The following is a 22,249-nucleotide window of genomic DNA, read 5'->3' as shown; positions in this document are numbered from 1 at the left end:
ACAAGATGTACCTACAACTTTTCACGGAATAAATCCTCGGAAAGAATGCCTTACTGTTCAAACCATCCCACAAGTGTGCTCTTGTAATTCTCCAAAGCCGTCTTCATTTCCTTTATCACAGCATAGTCCGTGTCGTCGACGGCATTGTTGAACGTCCAGCGGAAGTCGCCCTTGTTCAGACGACCTGCACCCCAGTATCCCGTAACTATCGACGGAACGGCGGCGGCAGCAGCTGGAGTGTAAACATATATCCGTTTCGTATCGGTGTCAAAGTTGTCATAAGGTGTACCGCCGACAAGTGCAACGAACGACGACGGTACCGTCTCGTCGCGTGCGGCAGCCTCGTAGCAGTCGAAATCGGTGGCACTCTCATGCTGTGTGACGGAAGTGAAGTTGCTGCTCTTGCCCTTTTCTGCATAGACATTGCCGAAACTCTTTATCATACCTCCGTTCTCACCCGAGAACGTTCCGTCACCCTTGGCATCGGTACCCTGCCTGGATATGAGCATCGGATTCTTGGTGGCACGGAAATAATTGTTCTCCACAAACACGCTCGACCCCATCGTAGCCCCCACTCCGTATTTTGAACAACCGTCATAGTAGTTGTTCCACACGTGAACGGTCATGCTGCGCACACGCGGGTGGCGCGAGTCGCTATGGTCAAACCAGTTGTGATGGTAGTCGATATAGTTGGGACCTGTCTCGCTCTTCATTCCGCAAAGCGACGACTTACCGCTGTCGAAGAGATGGTTGTAAGCAATGGTGATATATTTCGAATCGCCCTTCACGTCTATCGTTCCGTCGCCCTTGGCCTGATCGCTGTCGCCGCCGGCTTTGCCGTAGAAGAGGTCGAGATGGTGAATCCAGCAGTGGGCATTGTCCGTATCGAGCGACACGGCGTCGTCCATGCAAAGCATGATGCCGAAGTTGCGCAGTTCAACGCTGACAGCATTGCGCAGCAGAAATCCGAATCCCCACACGGCGGCATCCTCGCCTATGCCCTCTATCGTTATGTTCATAGGGATGGTGTTGTTCCTGCCTTTCACCTGCAGGCCTTCGGCCTTGCTGCCGAACTCGTCCATATCGGTATCACGGACGGTTCCCACGAGGCGGACGGCGAGCGGACGTGTCTCCAGACCTTTCTGATAGGCGTTGATGATGGCCTGCAGTCCGGTGAATGTCTCGGTCTTGTTGTCTTTTCCAGTCACGACATCAAGGGTCACGGTCCTGGCCGTAGCCGCCGTGACATATATAACCCTTGCACCGGCCTTAAGAGTACCGTCGTCGTTGTATGCACCGATGCCGGTATAGTTGAAATGTGCAAAACCCGAACGGTCGTAGTTCCTCACTGTCATGCCCGAAGCCATACCGGCCTTGCCATCGTTCTCGACACCGTCGATTACGGGCACCACCTTAAGCGAATAGCCGTCGGCGGCAGTCAACCCCACCACATCTGCACGGCCGTAAGTACCGTAGCTGCGCACCAGTTGACGGTCAATCCGTGTATATTCGGCATATTGTCCGCCTTTGACATATACATTATAAGATGTAGCGCCACTATACAGATTCCATACTATATATGCCGACTCGAGCCATCCGCCCGCCTCGGTTATCTCAACGCCACCGGTGGTGATCTCGGCTCCGGCGGATGTCTGCGACGCATTTGAGAAGGCGATGTTGCTCACCGAGCGGGTGAACACATCTGTCCATTCGCCCGATTGCGGCGTCACGGTGACTGTACCTGCCTTGCGGTCGATGGCTATTCCGGCCAGATCGGCCGTATTGTAATACTTCATCACGCTGCCTGTTGTTGTCAGCTGTGCCTGGCTTACAGCAGTGTTGAGCACGGCAGAGTGGTCGTCGCTGTCGGGCGACGGTCCGGGTGTGCCGCTGCCGTCCGTTACACTGATGGTGTATACGTACAGACCGCCGGTATTGGTCAGCGTGACATCACCGTCGGCCGCAACGACACCCACGTTGGTCTGGTCGTCGGCCGAAGTGGAATTGAACGAACCCGACTCGGGCGTAAGGTTGGTGACATTGACACCGCGGGCCGTGCCGCTCTTCGATGTCTTGCACTTCATGGTGACCTTGTTGCCGGCTTTCATGTCTTTCAGCGTGATGGTGAGAGCCTTGTTCATGGCCATACGCTTGCCTTTGATATCGACACGCACTGCGTCCGAGGCACCGATGGTGAACATCAGCCCGCGGGTGAACTCCAGTTCGGCACCGTTGGCCATGAGCGGTTCGGCTGTGTAGACGGTCTTGTTCTTATACCTGTCGTTGCTGCTCGACGATTCATGTTCCCATGCCGCTGCGTCGGCGGCCAGATTGGCCTTGTCGGCGGCACTTACAGTATTGAAGTTCCACGTCTGTGCCGTGGCCGTGGTGGCCAGCATCAGCATTCCCGCGAGGAGACTGTATATAAAATATGTAGATTTTTTCATTTCACCTTTTTGGATTTAAGTTTATCGTATTATTACTTTCTTGCCGTTCATGATATAAATTCCTTTGGCAAGGCTCTCGGTCGAATTGCCCACATATTGTCCGCTCAAACTGTATATACGCACAGACTCGCCGGCATCACCCGTTATGGTGGTGATGGCATCCTCGCCGCCTGTATATGCAAGATCGATGGAAACGAGCGACATCGCCGCCGTCTGCGATGTGCCGTCCTCGAAAGTAAGCACTACATCACCTTCACCGAACGTGAGCATGGTGGCAAATTTTCCCACAACGGTATCACCGATGGTCACCGTCTCTTCTGTGTCAGCCCGCATCACGGAAGGACATGCAAACGCAAGACTGAACAATAACATTAAAATCTTATTCGTCATAAATGATTAGATTTGTGATTAATAACTATACTGACAACAAATATACTGCAAAATTTCCATCAAACAGGAGTGTTGCAGCGAATATCATAACGTAAACGTTTACGGCTTTCCGACATAATGACAAGAAGAACATACTTATTCATTTTAAGCCGGTCAACAGAAGACATACTATCGACATACTCAATATGCTACGGCGGATGTGTCCTGATAATTCTGAAAAAAACGCATTTCTTTTTTCTCAAACCAGAAAAGCCGGGAGGCCTTCTCTGCTTTTTTTACACGTGTTTTTGACATGATTATCTTGCCGTAAGGGCCTCCCGACACTCCCGCGAGGGCCGTTTCGCAGTGCAATGAGGCCGCCGTTGCAATGCAATAAGGCCGTTATTGCAAGGTCAAACGGCCCTCTCTGCTTTCTTGACAAAGCCCTGCATGCGTAACGTACTGACTGTCAGTGCTTCCCGTTTGACGCAAAAATCGCGATTTTCGGGCCTTGGTGTGGAAATCGCGGTTCGGATGTCGATTAACATACGTTAAAGTAAAGATATATCCTACCAATATATCATCGACGGTCATAAAAAGACATTGTTTTATTTTGCTCTTTATACTATTTGGACTACCTTTGCAGAACAAAGAATATAAACGTTTATAAATAACATATGGCTTTAAAATGTGGTATCGTGGGACTGCCCAACGTGGGCAAGTCCACGCTTTTCAACTGTCTGTCGAGCGCCAAGGCACAGGCAGCCAACTTTCCGTTCTGCACAATCGAACCCAACGTGGGCGTAATCACTGTTCCCGACGAGCGGCTGACCAGACTGGCCGAGATAGTACATCCGGGACGTATCGTACCGGCCACATGTGAGATTGTGGACATCGCCGGACTGGTAAAGGGAGCGTCAAAAGGAGAAGGGCTGGGCAACAAGTTTCTCGGAAACATACGCGAGACTGACGCCATCATACACGTGCTGCGCTGTTTCGATGACGACAACATCACTCACGTCGACGGCACCATCGACCCCGTGCGCGACAAGGAGATAATAGACACCGAGCTGCAGCTGAAAGACCTTGAGACCATCGAGGCACGCCTGCAGAAACAAGCCAAAGTGGCCGCCGTGGGAGGCAACAAGGAAGCCAAGACAGAGGTGGGCGTGCTCGAGGCGTACAAGGCCGCACTGGAGCAGGGCAAGAACGCCCGCACGGTGGAGTTTGACAGCAAGGATGAAGTGGAGGCGGCCCGCAACCTGTTCCTGCTCACGTCAAAACCGGTGCTCTACGTGTGCAATGTCGACGAGGCATCGGCCAGGACCGGCAACGACTACTCACGCCGTATTGAGGATATCGCCCGCGAAGAAGGCGCCGAGGTGCTCGTGATAGCCGGCAAGACCGAAGAAGACATAGCATCACTCGAGACCTACGAGGACAAACAGATGTTTCTCGACGAGCTCGGACTGGAGGAGAGCGGCGTCAACCGACTGATCAAAAAAGCATACTCGCTGCTCAATCTGGAAACATTCATTACGGCCGGAGAGATGGAAGTGAAAGCCTGGACATACCGCAAAGGCTGGAAGGCTCCGCAGTGTGCCGGTGTAATCCATACCGACTTCGAGAAGGGATTCATCCGTGCCGAAGTAATCAAATATGCCGACTATATCCAATACGGCTCCGAAGCCGCCGTTCGCGAAGCCGGAAAGCTCGGCATTGAGGGAAAGGAATACGTGGTGCAGGACGGAGACATCATGCACTTCAGATTTAATGTGTAATTCTTTTTAACAGGAGTCAAAGGAGTTGACGGGGATTATCGCTTCCTGCGGTCGCTCCCATCACCCCCTTTAACTCCCTAAAGAAACTCCCTAAAGAAAAAAACATGAATACAATAAACTACATCCTTTGGAATCCGTCGCTCGAAGCGTTCCACCTCGGAAGTTTCTCCATACGCTGGTATTCGCTGTGCTGGCTTGTCGGCCTGCTCATGGCTTATCTCATGGTCAAGCGTCTGTACAAAGAACAGGGCATAAAGGAGGAACTGTTCGAACCGCTTTTCTTCTACTGCTTCATCGGCATACTCGCGGGAGCACGCCTGGGCCACTGCCTGTTCTATCAGCCCGACTATTACCTCACCTCGGGCAAACACTTTGTAGAGATGCTGCTGCCCATACACTTCATGGCTGACGGCGGATGGCGCTTCACCGGCTACGAGGGACTGGCCAGCCACGGCGGTACACTCGGACTGATGATTGCCTTGTGGCTATATGTACGAAAAACCAAGCTCGGCATATGGCAAGTGCTTGACAACATTGCCATCGCCACACCGGTGACGGCCTGTTTCATCCGTCTGGGCAATCTGATGAACTCTGAGATTATCGGCAAGATAACCGACGCGCCCTGGGCCTTCATCTTCGAACGCGTCGACTCCATGCCACGCCATCCGGGACAACTCTACGAGGCCATGGCATATGCCTTGCTGCTCGCCATTGGCTGGATTGCCTATCGCAAGTGGCCGCAACGCGTAGGCACAGGATTCTTTTTCGGTATGTGCCTTACATACATTTTCACCGCCCGCTTCTTCATCGAATACACCAAGGACATACAAGAGGCTTTTGAGGCCGGCATGCCGCTCAACATGGGACAGCTGCTCAGCATTCCTTTCGTCATCCTCGGCATAGTGTGCATGAGACGAGGCGTGAAGATTAAGAATAAAAAATAAGTCAGTCGACAGAATTAAACCACATTATTTCCGGACATATGATGAACTTGCCATGGAAATGACAGAATGAACCCTGTTTGTACAGAAAACGCCCTGCGTCGCAATCTTCTGCAAACTTAGAGTATGGGGATGGAAAACCTCCGTTCCGGTCTTCTGCTGAGTCAGTGTTTATGATACCCCGACAGTTGTCGGGCTGTACAGCAGGTAAGATGGATCAACTTTGCAAATGGCAGATAAATGTGAATCGTCGCAAGCGTGTCAGTCGACATTAGCCAATTGAGGTATTCGCACTGACTTTTGAGTGGAATTAGAGATGGAATTAAACAAATCAGTTGGGACGACCGAACATTATTGATCAGTTATAGCAAGGTAAACAAGAGTTTTATATTCTAAAATAATTGCTTGGCAACTGACGCTCAAACATGGTAAAATAAAAGAAACGGCGGAAATTGTCGGAATAGACATAAAACATCTGGCGCAAATTGACAAAATACACGCAAAATATTTGGCGGATACCGACAAGAGCACTATCTTTGCTCTATATATCAACGGCTATGGAGAAAAATACTATATTGTTCAAGCGTAAGATGTACGACCGATTGCTCAAATGGAAGAGGGAGCGGAACGGAGAATCCGCAATTCTCATACAAGGAGCAAGACGAATTGGTAAATCCACGCTTGCAGAGGAGTTTGCCCGAAATGAGTATGAGTCCTACATTCTCATCGACTTTGCCATTGCACCGGCAGAAGTACATGAACTTTTTAATGATATATCAGACTTGAACTATATATTTCTTCGGCTGCAACTTATCTATCGGGTGCAGTTGATTGAGCGCAAGTCAGTAATCATATTCGATGAGATACAAAAGGCCTCTTTGGCTCGTCAAGCTATCAAACATTTGGTTAAAGACCATCGATACGACTATATCGAGACCGGCTCACTCATTACCGTTCACAAGAGCAGTCAGGATATCCTGCTGCCGAGCGAGGAGACGCGGGTCGATATGTTTCCTATGGACTATGAAGAGTTTCGATGGGCGTTGGGCGATACTGCCACGATACCGTTGCTGCGCACGGCATTTGAAAAACGCATACCGTTAGGAGATGCCGTCCATCGGAGAATGATGCGCGATTTTAGGCTGTATATGTTGGTCGGAGGTATGCCGAAAGCCGTAGCGGAATATATCAAGACGAACAATCTTGGAGCGGTAGATTTAATAAAGCGGGATATTGTCTTGCTGTACGAGGAGGATTTTTGGAAGTTGGATAATACGGGCAGAGCCACCGCATTGTATGATGCCATACCGGCACAGTTGAGCAAGAATGCTTCGCGGTATCAAATAGCATCGGCTATACCCGGCGAAAGAGCAGAGCGGGTTGCAGGCATAGTCAAGATGATGAATAATTTCATGTCTGCCAATGTTGCATATCATTCCAACGACCCGAATGTCGGATTGGCTCTTACGATGGATAATGAACGTTTTAAGATATATGCATCTGATACCGGAATGTTTGTAACGTTGGCTTTCAAGGACAAGGACTTTACGGATAACATTATTTATGAAAAACTGTTGAACGACAAACTCAGCGCTAACTTAGGCTATGTTTATGAGAATGTTATAGCCCAGATGTTGAGGTCTGCCGGCAAGCAGTTGTTTTATCATACGATACCGACTCCGGGTGGAAAGAAATACTATGAAATAGATTTCTTGATAGCAGACGAGCATAAAATATCACCGATTGAAGTGAAGTCATCCGGCTATAAATCGCATACCTCGTTGGATGTTTTCTGTGATAAGTTCTCCGATCGCGTGCAGAACAAGTATGTTATCTACACCAAAGACCTGAAACGCGAGCAAGGGATTGACTATATACCTGTGTATATGACAATGTTCTTGTGATTTTAACAAAATCAAGAGTGCTTGATCGCAAAGCTACAAATATACAAAACGGAGATTTGTACTTGCTAATATGGTAGTTATAAGAAAAGTAGTTATTAATTATCGGAAAAATATTTGGATTTTTACATAGAAAGCCCTGTAGGGCTCAAACACAGGTAGAGGTAGATGTCAGCTTCTGTCCTGGGCCTTTCTCAGCTGCCACGAATTAATAATATTGTGCCATACACTATAGAAACCGCCGGCAACAGCTGTAACAGGCGACAGGAATGTATACCCCATCCATATGATGAACACCGTATTTTTCTGCCCGAGAGCCTGACCGCCCTCCATCTCCTCGCCATATCTGCGTCCTATGAGCTTGCCTATGACAAACTGAAAGAGACAACATACAAGCGACACGACGGCTATACACAACTGATATTCCACCGGCACCGTACTGTGCACAATGGCTTTCACTGTAACAGCTATGGCTATGGCAAGTGCGACAGCCCAAAGGTAAAAAGCCAAATCCTTGACTTTCAACATCATCCGATGCAGCGGCGGACAGAAGCGACGCACAGCCCATGCGGCCAACAACGGACAGATGAGCATAGGAAACACTTTGTGGAGTATCATATTGAACGTGGGCAGGAACGTAAGTCCGTCATGAGGATGGGCCAGAGGAAGAAGCAGAGGCGCCATCGCGGCCACAAGCAGATTGATGATAATGGTGTAAGTGGTTGTACTGGCGGCACTTCCTCCGAGTTTCGACGTCACCACAGCGGCAGCCGTGGCCGTGGGACACAGCAGGCATAACATGGCGCTCTCCACGATAACACGAGAATGCAACATCGGCAAGACGATGAGCACACCTGCCAATACCGTAAAGAGTGTTGCCTGTATCAGCGCATGCCACAAGTGCCATCGCTTCAGCTTCATCTCCTTAAACGATATCTTACAGAACGTAAGGAAAAGCATCGAAAATATCAATACGGGCTGCACCACACCCACTACTGCATTGGCATATGGCCGAGTTGGAGCGAAAAAAGGCATATTTACATATATGAAATAACTTGCCCCTCCTGCCATCATTGACACCGGAAGTGTCCATGTCTTTAAGAACCTGATGATATTCATGACCGTATTGTTATCCTTTGTATCATATATGCGGTGGACTTCGACGGGACCAAAGTCCGTGAAGAGTGCCACGGCACGGATAAAGATGCGCAAAGGTACTACAATTTCACAACAACCGCAAGGATTTCATCAAAATAAAACTTTGGGAAATCCGTCAGAAACAACTAACTTTGCAAACAAAAAAAGACATGAAAACCATTATACTCGATTTCGACGGCACCATCGCCGACACCCAAAACGTGATACAGACCACCATTGCCGATACACTCGAACAACTCAACCTTCCGGCCGTGGATGAAAACGAAATACGCCGGGTAATAGGCCTGCCGCTGTGGGAAATGTTCGTCAAGACGGCCGGAATAACCGACGACGGTATGATAAAACGATGTGTGGAAACCTACCGTGCATGTTTCATGAGCCACTGCGAAGGCAATGTACACCTTTATCCCGGCGTTGCAGACACTCTGGGCAAACTGAAACAGTCCGGCATTACACTGGCAATAGCCACAAGTCGCGGCCGAGACTCGCTCGTTCCAATGCTTCAGTCTCTCGGCATCAGCCATCTGATAGATATGATTGTGGCCGTGGAAGACGTCGAGCACGCCAAGCCTGCACCCGACATGGTACTGAAAATACTTGCCGCCACCGGTACCGCCAAAGCCGAGACAATGATTGTAGGCGACACCACATTCGACATCGGTATGGGAAAGTCGGCAGGATGCGCCACCTGCGGCGTCACCTACGGCAACCACTCACGCGAACAGCTGCTGACGGCATCACCTGACTATATCGCCGACAGCTTTTCTTTCTTGGAAGAGTTTCTTCTTTAGAAATTAAATATACAAGTCTGATGAGCCGGATTCTGACACATCCTCATAACCCCTCAAAACAGAATCCTCAAAAACCTTATCCTGCGCCGTATGCGCCTTATCATCAGCACGGCAGCCACGGACAGCCCCACAATATAACCGACATACATGCCTGTGGGTCCCATACCAAACGTGAAAGCCAACAGATACCCCACCGGCAGATTGAGCAGCCAATAAGCCGTGAACGCTATCGGCATGATGATTTTTACGTCCTGTATGCCACGCAGCACCCCGACAGAAACATTCTGAACACCATCCGACAATTGAAAAAGGGCGGCAAATATGAACAGAGACGAGGCTATGTGTATAACCTCGGCATTAGACGTAAAGAATGTCGGCAGCAAACCGCATAGGGAAATAAATATTATGGCAGCAAACGTATTCCACGCCAACACCAGATGATACGATGCCTTGACAGCCATGGCCAGTTCGTCGATATCGCGACGGCCGTAGCAGTGAGACGTGCGTATGGTCGTTGCCGCACCTATGGACATAACTATCATGAAGGCACTCGTGCTCATCGTATTTACTATCTGATTGGCGCTGATGGCCTCCTTGCCCATCCATCCCATCATTATGCCTGTACCGATGAACGCCGACGACTCAAGAAACATCTGTGCCGATATGGGCAGCCCCATGCACAGCAGGCTACGCACGTCACGCAACGAGAAATGACGCATGGCAAAGGCATGCAGATAAGCACGATAGTCCGCACGCCACACAAAGTAACCCACAATGAGCACGGCAGCAAGCACGCGCGACAACAAAGTGCCAAGACCGGCACCTTCGACACCCATCTCGCGGAATCCCATGTTTCCGAAGATAAACATATAGTTGAGTACACAGTTGGCCAGATTGGCCACAATGGTCACGGCCAGCTCTACCTTTGTATTGCCTACACCCTCAAGAAACTGCTTGAAAGCAAAGAAAAGCATCACAAACGGCATGCTCATCACAAGCATCCTGTAATATGGTATGGCCATATCCACCACGTCAACAGGCTGTCCAAGACAGTACATCAGCGGAACCACAGCCGTCTGCACCGACGACACAACCACACCAAGCAACACATAAAACAATATACCGTTTTGCAGCAATGCCGACGAGCGGCGGCGGTCACCCTGTACATAAAGTTCGCCGATGAGCGGTGTAAGACCGAGGGCCACACCGATAGACGTAAGAAAGAGTATCATAAATACCGACCCGCCAAACGATACTGCTGCAAGCGGTTCGGGCTCAGACCCGCCATAATGTCCGACCATCAGATTGTCGACCACTTGCGTGAATATCTGCCCCAACTGTGTCAGTACCACAGGGAGTGCAAGTATGAGATTCTGCCGGTACTGCTCTTTATAACGTGCAAAGAAAGATATAAGTGACTGCATTCTGTTGTATATTAGTTGTTTACATAAATAACCATGGGATACCATCCTTTCCGGCATACCACCGTCGGAAAAACGGAGTGCAAAGGTAGTATAAATAATATTAATATCGCCAATATAACAGAATATATGTATAAATTATCATGGATATTCCCGACTTTTCGGAAATTTATTGTTATATTTCTATAGAATTCCATACTTCATTTTCTCATATTTTATCAGTAACTTTCCTCTAAAGGAAAATCATTTTCTTTGTCCTGCCGGTGCATAATCTCGCTATTTTATTGTACATTTGCACCGTTTCAGAGACAGGCTGTATCTCCTGACAAGACATGACATCAAACAAAGAACAACATACAAGTTTATCATGATTCGTCAATGTACCATCCTTTTCGGATGTCTCGCTCTCGGCGAGCTAATAGTATGGGCAACGGGCATTCCGCTGCCGTCGAGTATCATCGGCATGCTGCTGCTCACTCTATTCCTCAAATTGGGATGGCTGCGGCTGGAGTGGGTGAAGGGAATGAGCGACTTTCTCGTGGCCAACCTCGGTTTCTTCTTCGTGCCGCCCGGAGTGGCGCTTATGCTCTATTTCGACGTGATAAAGGCAGAGTTGCTGCCCATCACGGTGGCCACGGTGGTCAGCACTGTCGTCGTGCTCGTGGTGACGGGGCAGGTACATCAGCTGCTGAGAAAGAAGCGGAACAAATGAACAGACATACATGCACGGCAGGACACGGTACGGGACGGACGGGAAAGGCATACCGCTACCGAACCACACACAGCATCCGCCGAACCAAAACAATAATACAATGGATTTCCTGAAAAATGATTTCTTTCTGCTCACACTGACTTTCGGTGTGTTCCTTGCAGCCAAGACATTGCAGAAAAAGACGGGCAGCACACTGCTCAACCCCATACTGATAAGCATCGCCCTGCTGATAGGCTACCTGAAACTGACGGATATCAGTTACGGCGAGTACAACAAAAGTGCACACTTGATAGAGTTTTGGCTCAAACCGGCCGTCGTGGCACTCGGCGTACCGCTCTACAGACAGCTCTCCACGATAAGAAAACAGATAGTGCCGCTCGTGGTGTCGTCGCTCGTGGGCTGCATATCGGGCATTGTCTCGGTGGTGATTGTGGCACGTATGTGCGGCGCGAGCCATGATGTGGCCATATCACTGGCACCCAAATCGGTCACCACACCCATTGCCATGGAAGTGTCGCGCAGCATTGGCGGCATCCCTTCACTGACGGCCGCAGTAGTCGTCGTTGTCGGAATATTCGGCGCCATGCTCGGTTTCAGGATATTGCAGGTGGGCCATGTGCACAACCCCATAGCCCAAGGATTATCCATGGGCACCGCATCGCATGCCGTGGGCACAAGCAAGGCCATGGAAGTGGGCACACACTACGGGGCCTTTTCGAGCCTCGGACTGACACTCAACGGCATTTTCACAGCCATCTTCACACCGTTGGTGCTGAAACTGATGGGAATGATATAGAGACGACGGCAAAAGAACAATCCGACGGTTTACGACGTTTTTTCACTCCACATATCATAATATGCCCCGTCACTGCTTCCGTCTCGATTAAATTCCGTATCTTTGCGGACTACATCTATATTTGGTATTATGGAGAAATATATCGCTGACAATACCCGCTACGACAACGGGATGGAATATGCACGGTGCGGACGCAGCGGGGTGCTGCTGCCAAAGGTGAGCCTCGGTTTCTGGCACAACTTCGGCGGAGTGGACGACTACAGCCGAAGCCGCGCCATTACACGCTATGCCTTCGACCACGGCATAACACACTTCGACCTGGCCAACAACTACGGACCGCCCTACGGCAGCGCCGAAGAAACGATGGGACGGCTGATGGATGACGACTTCCGCCCCTATCGCGACGAACTTTTCATCAGTACCAAAGCCGGCTACGACATGTGGCCCGGACCTTACGGCAACTGGGGCTCTCGAAAGTATCTCATGGCGAGCCTCGACCAAAGTCTGAAGCGCATGCGTATAGACTATGCAGACCTGTTCTACAGTCACCGCTACGACCCGGAAACTCCGCTCGAGGAGACACTTCAGGCTCTCGTCGACATAGTGCGGGCTGGAAAGGCGCTTTACATAGGCATATCGCGATGGCCGCTCGAGGCGCTGCGCGTGGCGATAAAGTATCTCAAAGAACACGATGTGCCGCTGCTCATTTATCAGGGACGCCTCAACATGATAGACCGCGCGCCGATAGAGGAGGGCATCATCGACGAGTGCGAACGCGAGGGAGTAGGCTTTATATCGTTCTCCCCCCTGGCACAGGGACTGCTCACCGACCGCTATCTGAACGGTGTTCCGGAGGACAGCCGCATGTCGAAGGGCAAATTCTTGAAGTCGGACATGCTCACCCCCGAGCTTCTCAACCGTCTGCGCAGACTCAACAACCAGGCAGCCTCACGAGGCGAGACACTGGCCGAAATGGCTCTGGCATGGATTCTGCAACACAAGGCCGTGACATCGGTACTAATCGGTGCAAGCAGCACACGGCAGCTTGAAAAGAATCTGAAGTGTCTAAGCGCAGAACCAATATAATATACATTGTTTTTTGCCGGTAATATGAGCTTACGATTGCTTATACTCACAATTATTGTCACGCTGACCGTCACTACGGCCGGCGCACAGGATGATGTGCGCAACAAGAACAGTGCAGACATTATAAAGACTGACAAAAGCAATGGTGGCAAAACACAGAACAACAACAGAAAGGAAAAGAGTCTGGTCAATCTTGACGACCCTACGTTCGTGCCGACGGTTAAGGTAGGCAAGGTGCTTGACGGCGGCGACAGCATACCGTACATGGAAATGAGCAACGTGTATGTGTATCCGGAAATAAGTTTCAACAACCAAAAGGAGGCTGCCGAATACATGAGGCTGGTAAAGAACGTGAAAAAAGTACTGCCCATTGCAAAAGAGGTGAACGGCATTATCCTCGAGACATACGAGTATCTTCAGACACTGCCTGACAAGAAAGCACGCGACGAGCATATGAAACGGGTGGAACAGAGTATATATAAGGAATACAAGCCGAAGATGAAGAAGCTGACTTACTCTCAAGGCAAACTGCTCATAAAACTCATCTACCGCGAGTGCAACTCGTCATCATACGATATTCTGAAAGCCTTTCTCGGCCCCATCCGCGCAGGATTCTGGCAGGCTTTCTCATCGATTTTCGGAGCAAGTCTGCGCAAGGACTACGACCCCGATGGCACCGACCGGCTGACCGAACGCGTGGTGCTGATGGTGGAAGCAGGGCAGATTTGATTTTTTCAGGCAGATGTATCACAATACAAAAATTACACATAGCAGATAAATAATATTGTTTTTGTCCGCTAAATGAATATTCAATATCAATAATTACAAGCGGACAAAAACAATATCACGTACCTGAAAGCCCAAGATATCGGATTTTTTGATATACCCTTTTAATCCGAAATTTATTAAAATATATTAATATACATCCATTGTTTCGGAATTTCAGAACAAATAATGTAATTTTGCGGCCAATTAATTAAAGGTATTTTAAATTATGAACAAAATTAAACTTACCTGTCTTGCCATCATGATGGCGGCAGCTGAGACGGTCTCGGCAGGCGGTCTGCTGACAAATACCAACCAAAACATAGCTTTCCTGCGCAATCCGGCACGCGACGGCGCCATCGGCATTGACGGTGTATACAGCAACCCGGCCGGCGTGATTTTTCTCGGCGAAGGCATACATCTGTCGTTAAACCTTCAAAATGCCCACCAGACACGTACCGTGAAGACAGGTTTCCCCCTGTTTGTCTACAACATGAGCAATCCCGGACAGACAATACACGAGTTTGAAGGCAATGCCGACGCTCCCATAGTACCTTCTTTGCAAGCTGCATGGAACAAAGGGAAATGGAGCCTGCAATTCGGATTCGCCATAGTTGGCGGCGGTGGCAAGTGTGAGTTTGACAACGGTCTCGGTTCGTTCGAGCAAGTTGTAGCGGGAATACCGGTCATGGCACAGAATCTCAATGCAGCATTCCCCGTTACAGGTATGGTCGTTCCCGGTTCAGCCCTTGCCACGGAAAAGATTAACAACGGCTATGCCTCCGACGCATATATGCGCGGCCGACAGTATTACTACGGGTTTACACTCGGAGCCGCCCGCAAGATCACCGAGAATCTCAGTGTATATGGAGGTGTGCGGATGCTGTACGGCTCGGCCAACTACTACGGATATGTGAAGAACATACGGGTGGAGAGTGCACAGCAGGGCATGGTGGCCGCTCCGGAATACTTCGGACAAATACAGCAGGCTCTTTCACAATACAGCGGAGCAGCCGCGGCAGCCGCATCACAGGCACAGGCTGCCAGCGATGCTTATGCCGCAGCCGGAGATGCCGGAAACGCAGCTCTATACGCAGCCAAGGCAGCTCAGGCGCAGGCCGCGGCCAAAGGACTTGAGACAGGAGCGGCAGGAGCGGCACAGCTCGCCAAAGGCACTCAAGACATAGAACTGAACTGCGACCAGACAGGTTGGGGCATAGCTCCCATCATCGGTGTTGACTACAAAGCAGGCAAACTGAACCTCGCTGCCAAATATGAGTTCAAGACACGGATGCGTCTCAAGAACAAATCGGCAAACAGCGCAAGTGCCAAAAACATAGCCCTGCTCGACAAATATGCCGACGGCAACAAGGTGGCCGAAGACTCTCCGGCATTGCTCACCGTAGGTGCACAGTACGAAATCCTGCCTAGCCTGCGCGTGATGGGCGGATGGCACCACTACTTCGACACAGACACAAAGCAGTATACCAAGGACATGCTCGGCGACAGCAACGAATATCTGTTCGGTGCCGAATATGACATCTGCAACAGAGTGCAGATAAGTGCGGGAGCACAGCGCACGGCCTACGACCTGAAGGATGCGGGAATGAACGACATCAGCTTCAACGTCAGCTCATGGTCGTTCGGTCTCGGCATAGGTGTGAAAGTGGCCGACAACATGAAAATCAATGCAGCTTACTTCCAGACACTCTACGACGAATACGACAAGGTGGAACAGAACGTGACCAACAGTTTCACACGCACCAACCGCGTAATCGGTCTCGGACTGGACATCACCCTTTAAACAGGCTGTACAAAAAAACGGATTGGTATTCTGCTGCAGCCTAACGCATTCAGTTGCAGCCTATACATACAACAATAGGGACATAATCTTGTTTGGGGTCTGCCACCAACACATATAGGCAGCCAATGATCAGACAAGGTTATATCCCTACTCTATTCTATAAACGGCATCACACGGGATCTACATCGTAATACACCTGAAGAGCTGCATAGCGCTTGTCTTCCATCATTCCGCTTTGAGCCATGCGCAGATACTCCCGTACACGTTTCATGTCTATGCCGTTCTCCAGTTTGATAACGATTTTCCTTATATTAAGAGTCTTCACCTTTGCCACGGCAGGTTTGTCAGGTCCGAGCACACGCATGCCGAACCATTGCCGCAGACGGCTGCCAAGCTCTATGGCGGCACTGTCTACGATGCCATCATCAGTATGTTTCAGATAGACATATATAAGATGTGTAAACGGCGGATAATTGAAAGCCTGCCGCTCAACCGCAAGATCAGTATATAAACCGGAATAATCGTTGTCCACCACCTGGCGTATAACGGACAATTGGGGGTTTCTGGTCTGCAACACTACGAGACCGCGCTTGCCGCGACGTCCGGCACGGCCGCTGACCTGCGACATCATCATGTATGCCTGCTCATATGCACGGAAATCGGGATAACTCATCATAGAGTCGGCATCAAGTATACCCACCACACTCACACGGTCAAAGTCGAGTCCTTTGCTTATCATCTGCGTACCTATGAGTATGTCTGTACGTCCGCCGGCAAAATCGCCTATGATACGTTCATAGGCATTGCGCGTGCGTGTGGTGTCAAGATCCATTCTTGCCACAGATGCCTCGGGAAAGATGTCGCGCACGGTCTCTTCTATCTTCTCCGTGCCATAGCCGCGTGTGCGCAATTCCTTTCCGCCGCAGGCCGGACATTCCGTCGGCACACGGTAAGTATATCCGCAATAGTGACACGTGAGCTGGTTCATGTTGCGGTGAAGCGTCAGACTGACATCACAGTTCCGGCACCGCGGCACCCATCCGCACTGCTTGCACTCTATCATCGGAGCAAAACCGCGGCGGTTCTGAAACAATATAGCCTGCTCACCGCTGTCTATGGCCTCACGGACACGGGCAAGGAGCAATGGCGAGAACGGACCGTGCATCATCTTGCGGTGTTGCAGCTCCTTGATGTCCACAACGCAAACCTCGGGCAGCTCCACTCCCTTGTAACGTTTGTTCAGTTCCACAAGTCCGTATTTTCCGGTACGGGCATTGTGATAAGTCTCCATGGACGGTGTCGCCGTGCCCAACAGTGTCTTCGCCCCCGACATCCGGGCCAGCATTATCGCTGCCGAACGGGCTTGATAGCGTGGTGCGGGGTCCTGTTGCTTGTAGCTCGTCTCGTGCTCTTCGTCCACTATGACGAGACCGAGACGGCCGAACGGCAACAGCACGGCCGAACGGGCACCGAGGATAATGTCGTAAGGACAATCTGAAAGTTGCTTCCGCCATATCTCCACGCGTTCGGCATCGGAATATTTTGAATGGTATATACCCAGGCGGTTGCCGAACACCCTGCGCAGGCGATCCATCATCTGCACAGTGAGCGCAATCTCGGGCAAAAGATACAGCACTTGCCTGCCGGCATCGAGCTCGCGCTGTATGAGGTGTATGTAAATCTCTGTCTTTCCGCTCGACGTCACACCGTGAAGCAGCGTAACATCCTTTTTCAGGAAAGAGAACAGCACGGCATTGTATGCCTCTTGCTGCGCCTCGCTAAGACGCTTTATGTTATCCGGATGGGGCTCGACATCGTTGTTCAGACGCCCCACCTCGCGTGAATAAGTCTCCAATATGCCCCGCTTCACAAGCGCATTGATTGTAGAAAGCGACGCATGAGACGAATTCATCAGCTCTTCGCGGGTGATTTCCTTTATCGGAACGGGATGGGAAACACCGCCGTTATCGGCCATGTCGGCCGCCCTGTCCCAATTCGACAGTGCAAGATATTCCGTAAGGGCCTTCAACTGCCTGTCGGCACGGCCAAGCATGCCCAGCGCCAGATGCAATGCCCGGGCATTGCCGAACTGCGGTGTAAGCCTTATATAAAGTTCTGTTTTAGGACGATAGCCGTCTTCGGCCTTCAGTCCCGAAGGAAGTGCGGCCTTATACACCTCACCTATCGGCGACATATAATAATCGGCTATCCACTGCCACAATTCGTACTGGCATGCCGTGACCACCGGTCCGGCATCCATCATGCGGGTGACAGGCTTCACCTTGTAACCCTGCGGCTCACAATCGTGCACCCGCGCCACCACTCCTACATACGACTTGCTGCGGCCGAAAGGCACGAGCACACGCACACCGAAACGTACCGACACCTCCATCTGCACCGGTACGGAATAGGTGAACAACCCGTCGAGAGGCAATGGGAGTATGACGTCGGCATATTTCATCGCTCACTGAAAAGCACCTGAACCACCGTCTGGCCCACAGCCTTCAGCGTGGCCTTGTCGATATGTGCCATATCGTCGTCGACAGTATGCCATGTTGGACCGAAGCTGCTCGCCTCACAATCGGGATAATACGGTATGATGTCTATCGTAGGAATACGTGCAATACGATTGACGGGCACATGGTCGTCGTTGACCATACCACCGTCCGATGTCGGGAAGTAGCTGCCGAAGCCAGCCACTGAAGCCGCCGACCAGACCTTGTCGACTATAGCCGGTGCAAAATGCTTTGAAACAAGCTCTTTGTGAAACCGGGCCTCCTGCCCTCCAACCATGTCGAGCAATATGCCGAAGCGGGCTTCATATCCATCGCGATGCGGATTGCCGGCCCAATACTGTGCTCCGAGCGCCCACGAATCCCCGTTGTCGTCGGTGCGGTCACTCCACTGCGGCACGCCCCAGTCTTCGGCATCGAAGCACACGAAGTCCACGCCCAAGGCCAGACTGTCGGCCGCGCTTATAAGACGAGCCGTCTCAAGCATCACCGCCACACCGCTCGCCCCGTCGTTGGCCGCCATCACAGGCTTGCGCCAGTTGGCCGAATCGGGGTCGTTGTCAGCCCACGGACGACTGTCCCAATGGGCACACAGCAGAATGCGTGTTGTCTGTTCAGGCTTATAGCTGGCTATGATATTGGTGCTGTTCAGCCGCGTTCCGTCAAAACCGTTGAGCACGGCCTTCTGCATTATCACTTCCATGCCATAGCTTCGGAACTTCGACGCTATCCATTCGCCGCACTGTTCATGGGCCTCGCTGTTCATCGTACGCGGCCCGAACGCACACTGCGCCTCACAGAAAGCATACGCGCTGTCGGCCGAAAACACCGGACCTACCGGTCGCCGGGCATCGTCCGCGCCCTGAGACACCGCACCCTTGCGGCCTCCGCAGGCACAAACGGCTGTCATAACAACAAATATATATAAAAGTCTTCTCATATGTCCTTGTTTCTTTTTCAGGTTGTTTTCAACGGACTGTCTATCGCGCTCCGTAGTCCTGCACCATGCCCATCACACGCAGGAAGTTGCCTCCCCATATCTTTTCCATATCACACTCACTGTATCTGCGGGCCAGCATCATGCGTGTGAAACTGACAAGCTCCGACGAACATCCCAATCCACGCACTCCGCCGTCACCGTCGAAATCGGTGCCGATGCCTACATGGTCGATGCCCGCCACGCTGACGGCATGCTCCAGATGGGCAATGAAATCCATTACGGTAGCCTCACCTTCCGTGCGCAGAAAACCGTGATATAGCGTTATCTGGACCACTCCGCCGCTACGGGCCAACGCCCTCATCTGGTCGTCGGTGAGATTGCGCGGATGGTCACACAACGCCCTCGCGCTGCTATGGCTGCACACTATGGGCACAGAACTTATGCCGATGGCATCGTAGAAACTCTTCTCCGAAGCATGGCTCAGGTCAACCATAATGCCGTGGCGGTTCATCTCACGTATGACCCGCTCGCCGAAACCGCTCACACCGCCGTGCGTGGCGCAGCCCTTCGCACTGTCGCAGATGTCATTGTCGCCATTGTGACACAGAGTGACATACACCACACCACGCTGTGCAAAATGTCTCACATTGTCCGTATTGCCCTCCAAGGCCAGCCCGTTCTCTATGCCGAGCATTATCGACTTGCGCCCGTGCAGCTTGTTCCTGTACAGGTCGGACGGACAGCGGGCAACGGCAAGACAGGCCTTGTTCGCCTCTGCAATGGCCTCTATCCTGTCGAATATGAGGTCGGCATATTCTCTCGGGCCGCTTACACTGAAATCCACCTTCGACGAAAAAGCCTCACCGGGTTTCGTCTGCGGCAGATAAGCCACCATGATGGTGGCATCCTGACGGCCTTCGTCCATCTTATGCAAGTCTACAAGTATCTGCGGGTCGCGGTGTTCAAATCGGACACCGCGCGAAAAGAACATCGGCGTGTCGCAATGTGTGTCGAGCGTAAGCACACGGCCGTGCAGGTCCTTGGCATCGCGGAAACCGGCCGCCTGCCTCACGAGCCATCCGAACAGCGGCGCTCCCTCGTCCATGCACTCCGGATGCCACTGCACGCCCATCACAGCCTTGAACTCGCGGCTCTCCATTGCCTCCACCGTCCCGTCGTCCGCCACGGCCGTCACACGGAACAGCTCGCCCGGCTCGCTGACAGCCTGATGATGGAATGAGTTGACTGCAAGGCGCTCTTTATTATATAATGTATACAATACAGAATCCACGGAGATGTTCACCGTATGCGTAGGCTCGCTACGGTCGGCCGACTGCGAATGCTTGACAGCCGTATCGCCTATGTCCTGCGCCACCTTTCCTCCCAGCGCCATAGCCAGAGTCTGTATGCCACGGCAAATGCCCAACATCGGTATCTGCCGGTTATAAGCCAGACGCGTGACAAGAAGTTCGGGGAGATCACGTTCACCGTTGATGCCGCCCAAACGCGGCGACGGCTCCTCGCCGCAATACAGAGGATTGTAGTCGCCGCCTCCGCTGAGCAGAAGTCCGTCGATGCGGTCGAGGGTGGCGATGATGACATCTGTATCGGATGCAGGCGGTATTATCACCGGCACACCGCCGGCGGCTATCACCGACTTGTAATAACGGTCGCCCAACTTGCACGTCTCTTCACCATAATTTCCCGTGATGCCTATCACAGGACGGTTCTCGGCTTCAGGAAAAACCGAATAGACCTCTTTCAGACGCGACTGCCAGTCAAAACGGTCCATACACGGATTTGCTTAAATAGAAAAAACATATGCCCCTGTCACTCGGCCTCTTCGTCTGTTTTCACAGGTATCTCGCGCTTTATGCTCTGCTCGAGCGATATGAGCGTCTCCGTAGCCACAACTCCCGGTATATCCTGAAGCTGGCCGTTGAGCAGGTTCATAAGCTGCTCATTGTCGCGGGCATACAGTTTTACGAGCATTGTATACGGCCCGGTAGTGAAGTGACACTCCACTATCTCGGGGATGTGGCGCAGCCGTTCCACCACTTCCTTGTACATGCTTCCACGTTCGAGCGTGATGCCGACATACGTACATGTGGAATATCCGAGACTCTTGGGGTTTACATCAAATCCGCTGCCCATTATCACATTGCCGTCTATCAGATGCTGCACACGCTGATGTATGGCTGCACGCGACACACCGCATTCCGCTGCCACATCCTTAAACGGGATGCGGGCGTTTTTTGACAGGATATTCAATATTTTCTTGTCAAGATTATCTATTTTTTCCATCACTGTTGTTTTTTGCCTTTATTTGTCATTATGTAATGATACGAGTAGCAAAATTACACATTTTTATTGATTCAAACATCGTTTTGTTATCGAAAAAATGTGAAAAGCACACAATAAGTCAGTTTTTAACATGAATAATTCATAGACACGTATTCTTTAGAATGTACGCATCCATGTATTTGAATGTACGCGCCCTGCAGGGGCAGCGAGCACATAGCCCGGGGCAGAGCGTAGCGACACCCCGGGTATCATGTTCAATTATCCCATTCGCCCTGAAAGGGCAAAAGCATTAATTATCAGGTATTTACAGTTCATGTATTGTATGTTTTTTATGCTTTTGCCCTTGCAGGGCGCGGAGTGTCGATGTTTGATTCCCGGGGTGCCGCTTCGCTCTGCCCCGGGCTATGTGCTCGTTGCCTTTTCAAGGCGCCTCCATCCTATATCCGAGTGATTATGTAGTTTGATTCTGTTGACCAACTTATTAAAATACAGAATATGACATTGTTGCAATTGAGTAATT

17 protein-coding genes are annotated in these 22,249 nt (G+C 51.0%); 9 read left to right on the top strand and 8 right to left on the bottom strand.

The window, feature by feature from the left end; all coding sequences use genetic code 11:
* Nucleotides 1-50 precede the first annotated feature (50 nt).
* Nucleotides 51-2,447, bottom strand: coding sequence for a pectate lyase family protein (locus HPS55_RS07705; protein WP_172177456.1), 2,397 nt, complete (start codon nucleotides 2,445-2,447; stop codon nucleotides 51-53).
* A gap of 21 nt (nucleotides 2,448-2,468) precedes the next feature.
* A complete protein-coding gene (locus HPS55_RS07700) occupies nucleotides 2,469-2,819 on the bottom strand; it encodes a hypothetical protein (RefSeq protein ID WP_172324888.1) in 351 nt (116 codons plus the stop codon).
* Between the two features lie 674 nt (nucleotides 2,820-3,493).
* Here HPS55_RS07700 and ychF point away from each other — a divergent pair.
* From ychF to HPS55_RS07685, 3 genes are all read left to right on the top strand, one after another.
* Nucleotides 3,494-4,597: a redox-regulated ATPase YchF gene (gene ychF / locus HPS55_RS07695; protein WP_172177452.1), complete on the top strand. Its 1,104-nt coding sequence runs from the start codon at nucleotides 3,494-3,496 to the stop codon at nucleotides 4,595-4,597.
* Nucleotides 4,598-4,701: 104 nt separating this feature from the next.
* Nucleotides 4,702-5,541, top strand: a complete 840-nt coding sequence (gene lgt, locus HPS55_RS07690; protein WP_172177450.1) for a prolipoprotein diacylglyceryl transferase — start codon at nucleotides 4,702-4,704, stop codon at nucleotides 5,539-5,541.
* A 554-nt stretch (nucleotides 5,542-6,095) separates the two neighbouring features.
* Entirely contained in the window at nucleotides 6,096-7,442 is a 1,347-nt protein-coding gene (locus tag HPS55_RS07685) for an ATP-binding protein (RefSeq protein WP_172177448.1), read from the top strand.
* A 168-nt stretch (nucleotides 7,443-7,610) separates the two neighbouring features.
* On the opposite strand, the gene HPS55_RS07680 is transcribed toward HPS55_RS07685, so the two are convergent.
* On the bottom strand, nucleotides 7,611-8,558 hold the full coding sequence (locus HPS55_RS07680) for a transporter (RefSeq protein ID WP_172177446.1): 948 nt from the start codon (nucleotides 8,556-8,558) through the stop codon (nucleotides 7,611-7,613).
* 188 nt (nucleotides 8,559-8,746) lie between these two features.
* Here HPS55_RS07680 and HPS55_RS07675 point away from each other — a divergent pair, with 188 nt between their 5' ends.
* A complete protein-coding gene (locus HPS55_RS07675) occupies nucleotides 8,747-9,388 on the top strand; it encodes an HAD family hydrolase (RefSeq protein ID WP_172177444.1) in 642 nt (213 codons plus the stop codon).
* 53 nt (nucleotides 9,389-9,441) lie between these two features.
* Here HPS55_RS07675 and HPS55_RS07670 read toward each other — a convergent pair whose 3' ends face one another.
* Nucleotides 9,442-10,812, bottom strand: coding sequence for an MATE family efflux transporter (locus HPS55_RS07670; protein ID WP_216653132.1), 1,371 nt, complete (start codon nucleotides 10,810-10,812; stop codon nucleotides 9,442-9,444).
* 364 nt (nucleotides 10,813-11,176) lie between these two features.
* Between HPS55_RS07670 and HPS55_RS07665 the strand changes: the two genes are divergently transcribed.
* The 5 genes from HPS55_RS07665 (at nucleotide 11,177) to HPS55_RS07645 (ending at nucleotide 15,972) form a co-directional block, all read left to right on the top strand.
* A complete protein-coding gene (locus HPS55_RS07665) occupies nucleotides 11,177-11,521 on the top strand; it encodes a CidA/LrgA family protein (RefSeq protein ID WP_172177442.1) in 345 nt (114 codons plus the stop codon).
* A gap of 100 nt (nucleotides 11,522-11,621) precedes the next feature.
* Nucleotides 11,622-12,317 (top strand): LrgB family protein, encoded by a 696-nt coding sequence (locus HPS55_RS07660; RefSeq protein ID WP_172177440.1) that lies wholly within the window; start codon nucleotides 11,622-11,624, stop codon nucleotides 12,315-12,317.
* Nucleotides 12,318-12,446: 129 nt separating this feature from the next.
* Nucleotides 12,447-13,403: an aldo/keto reductase gene (locus tag HPS55_RS07655; protein WP_172177438.1), complete on the top strand. Its 957-nt coding sequence runs from the start codon at nucleotides 12,447-12,449 to the stop codon at nucleotides 13,401-13,403.
* Between the two features lie 24 nt (nucleotides 13,404-13,427).
* Nucleotides 13,428-14,132: a DUF4294 domain-containing protein gene (locus tag HPS55_RS07650; protein ID WP_172177436.1), complete on the top strand. Its 705-nt coding sequence runs from the start codon at nucleotides 13,428-13,430 to the stop codon at nucleotides 14,130-14,132.
* Between the two features lie 265 nt (nucleotides 14,133-14,397).
* Complete coding sequence (locus HPS55_RS07645) at nucleotides 14,398-15,972, top strand: outer membrane beta-barrel protein (protein WP_172177434.1); 1,575 nt, start codon at nucleotides 14,398-14,400, stop codon at nucleotides 15,970-15,972.
* A 169-nt stretch (nucleotides 15,973-16,141) separates the two neighbouring features.
* Here the strand turns inward: HPS55_RS07645 and priA are convergent, their stop codons facing one another.
* From priA to HPS55_RS07625, 4 genes are read right to left on the bottom strand one after another with little or no spacing between them, the layout of a single operon-like run.
* A complete protein-coding gene (priA, locus tag HPS55_RS07640) occupies nucleotides 16,142-18,433 on the bottom strand; it encodes a replication restart helicase PriA (RefSeq protein WP_172177432.1) in 2,292 nt (763 codons plus the stop codon).
* Nucleotides 18,430-19,425, bottom strand: coding sequence for a M28 family peptidase (locus HPS55_RS07635; protein ID WP_172177430.1), 996 nt, complete (start codon nucleotides 19,423-19,425; stop codon nucleotides 18,430-18,432). The genes priA and HPS55_RS07635 overlap by 4 nt, the downstream gene beginning before the upstream one ends.
* A gap of 40 nt (nucleotides 19,426-19,465) precedes the next feature.
* The gene (locus tag HPS55_RS07630) at nucleotides 19,466-21,217 is read right to left on the bottom strand and encodes a membrane dipeptidase (protein WP_172177428.1); all 1,752 of its coding nucleotides are present in this window, start codon (nucleotides 21,215-21,217) and stop codon (nucleotides 19,466-19,468) included.
* A gap of 38 nt (nucleotides 21,218-21,255) precedes the next feature.
* A complete protein-coding gene (locus tag HPS55_RS07625; RefSeq protein ID WP_172177426.1) occupies nucleotides 21,256-21,729 on the bottom strand; it encodes an Lrp/AsnC family transcriptional regulator in 474 nt (157 codons plus the stop codon).
* Nucleotides 21,730-22,249: the final 520 nt, after the last annotated feature.

This window comes from Xylanibacter rodentium (genome assembly GCF_013166575.1).
GTDB lineage: Bacteria > Bacteroidota > Bacteroidia > Bacteroidales > Bacteroidaceae > Prevotella > Prevotella rodentium.
This window is presented reverse-complemented; position numbering and strand designations above follow the sequence as displayed.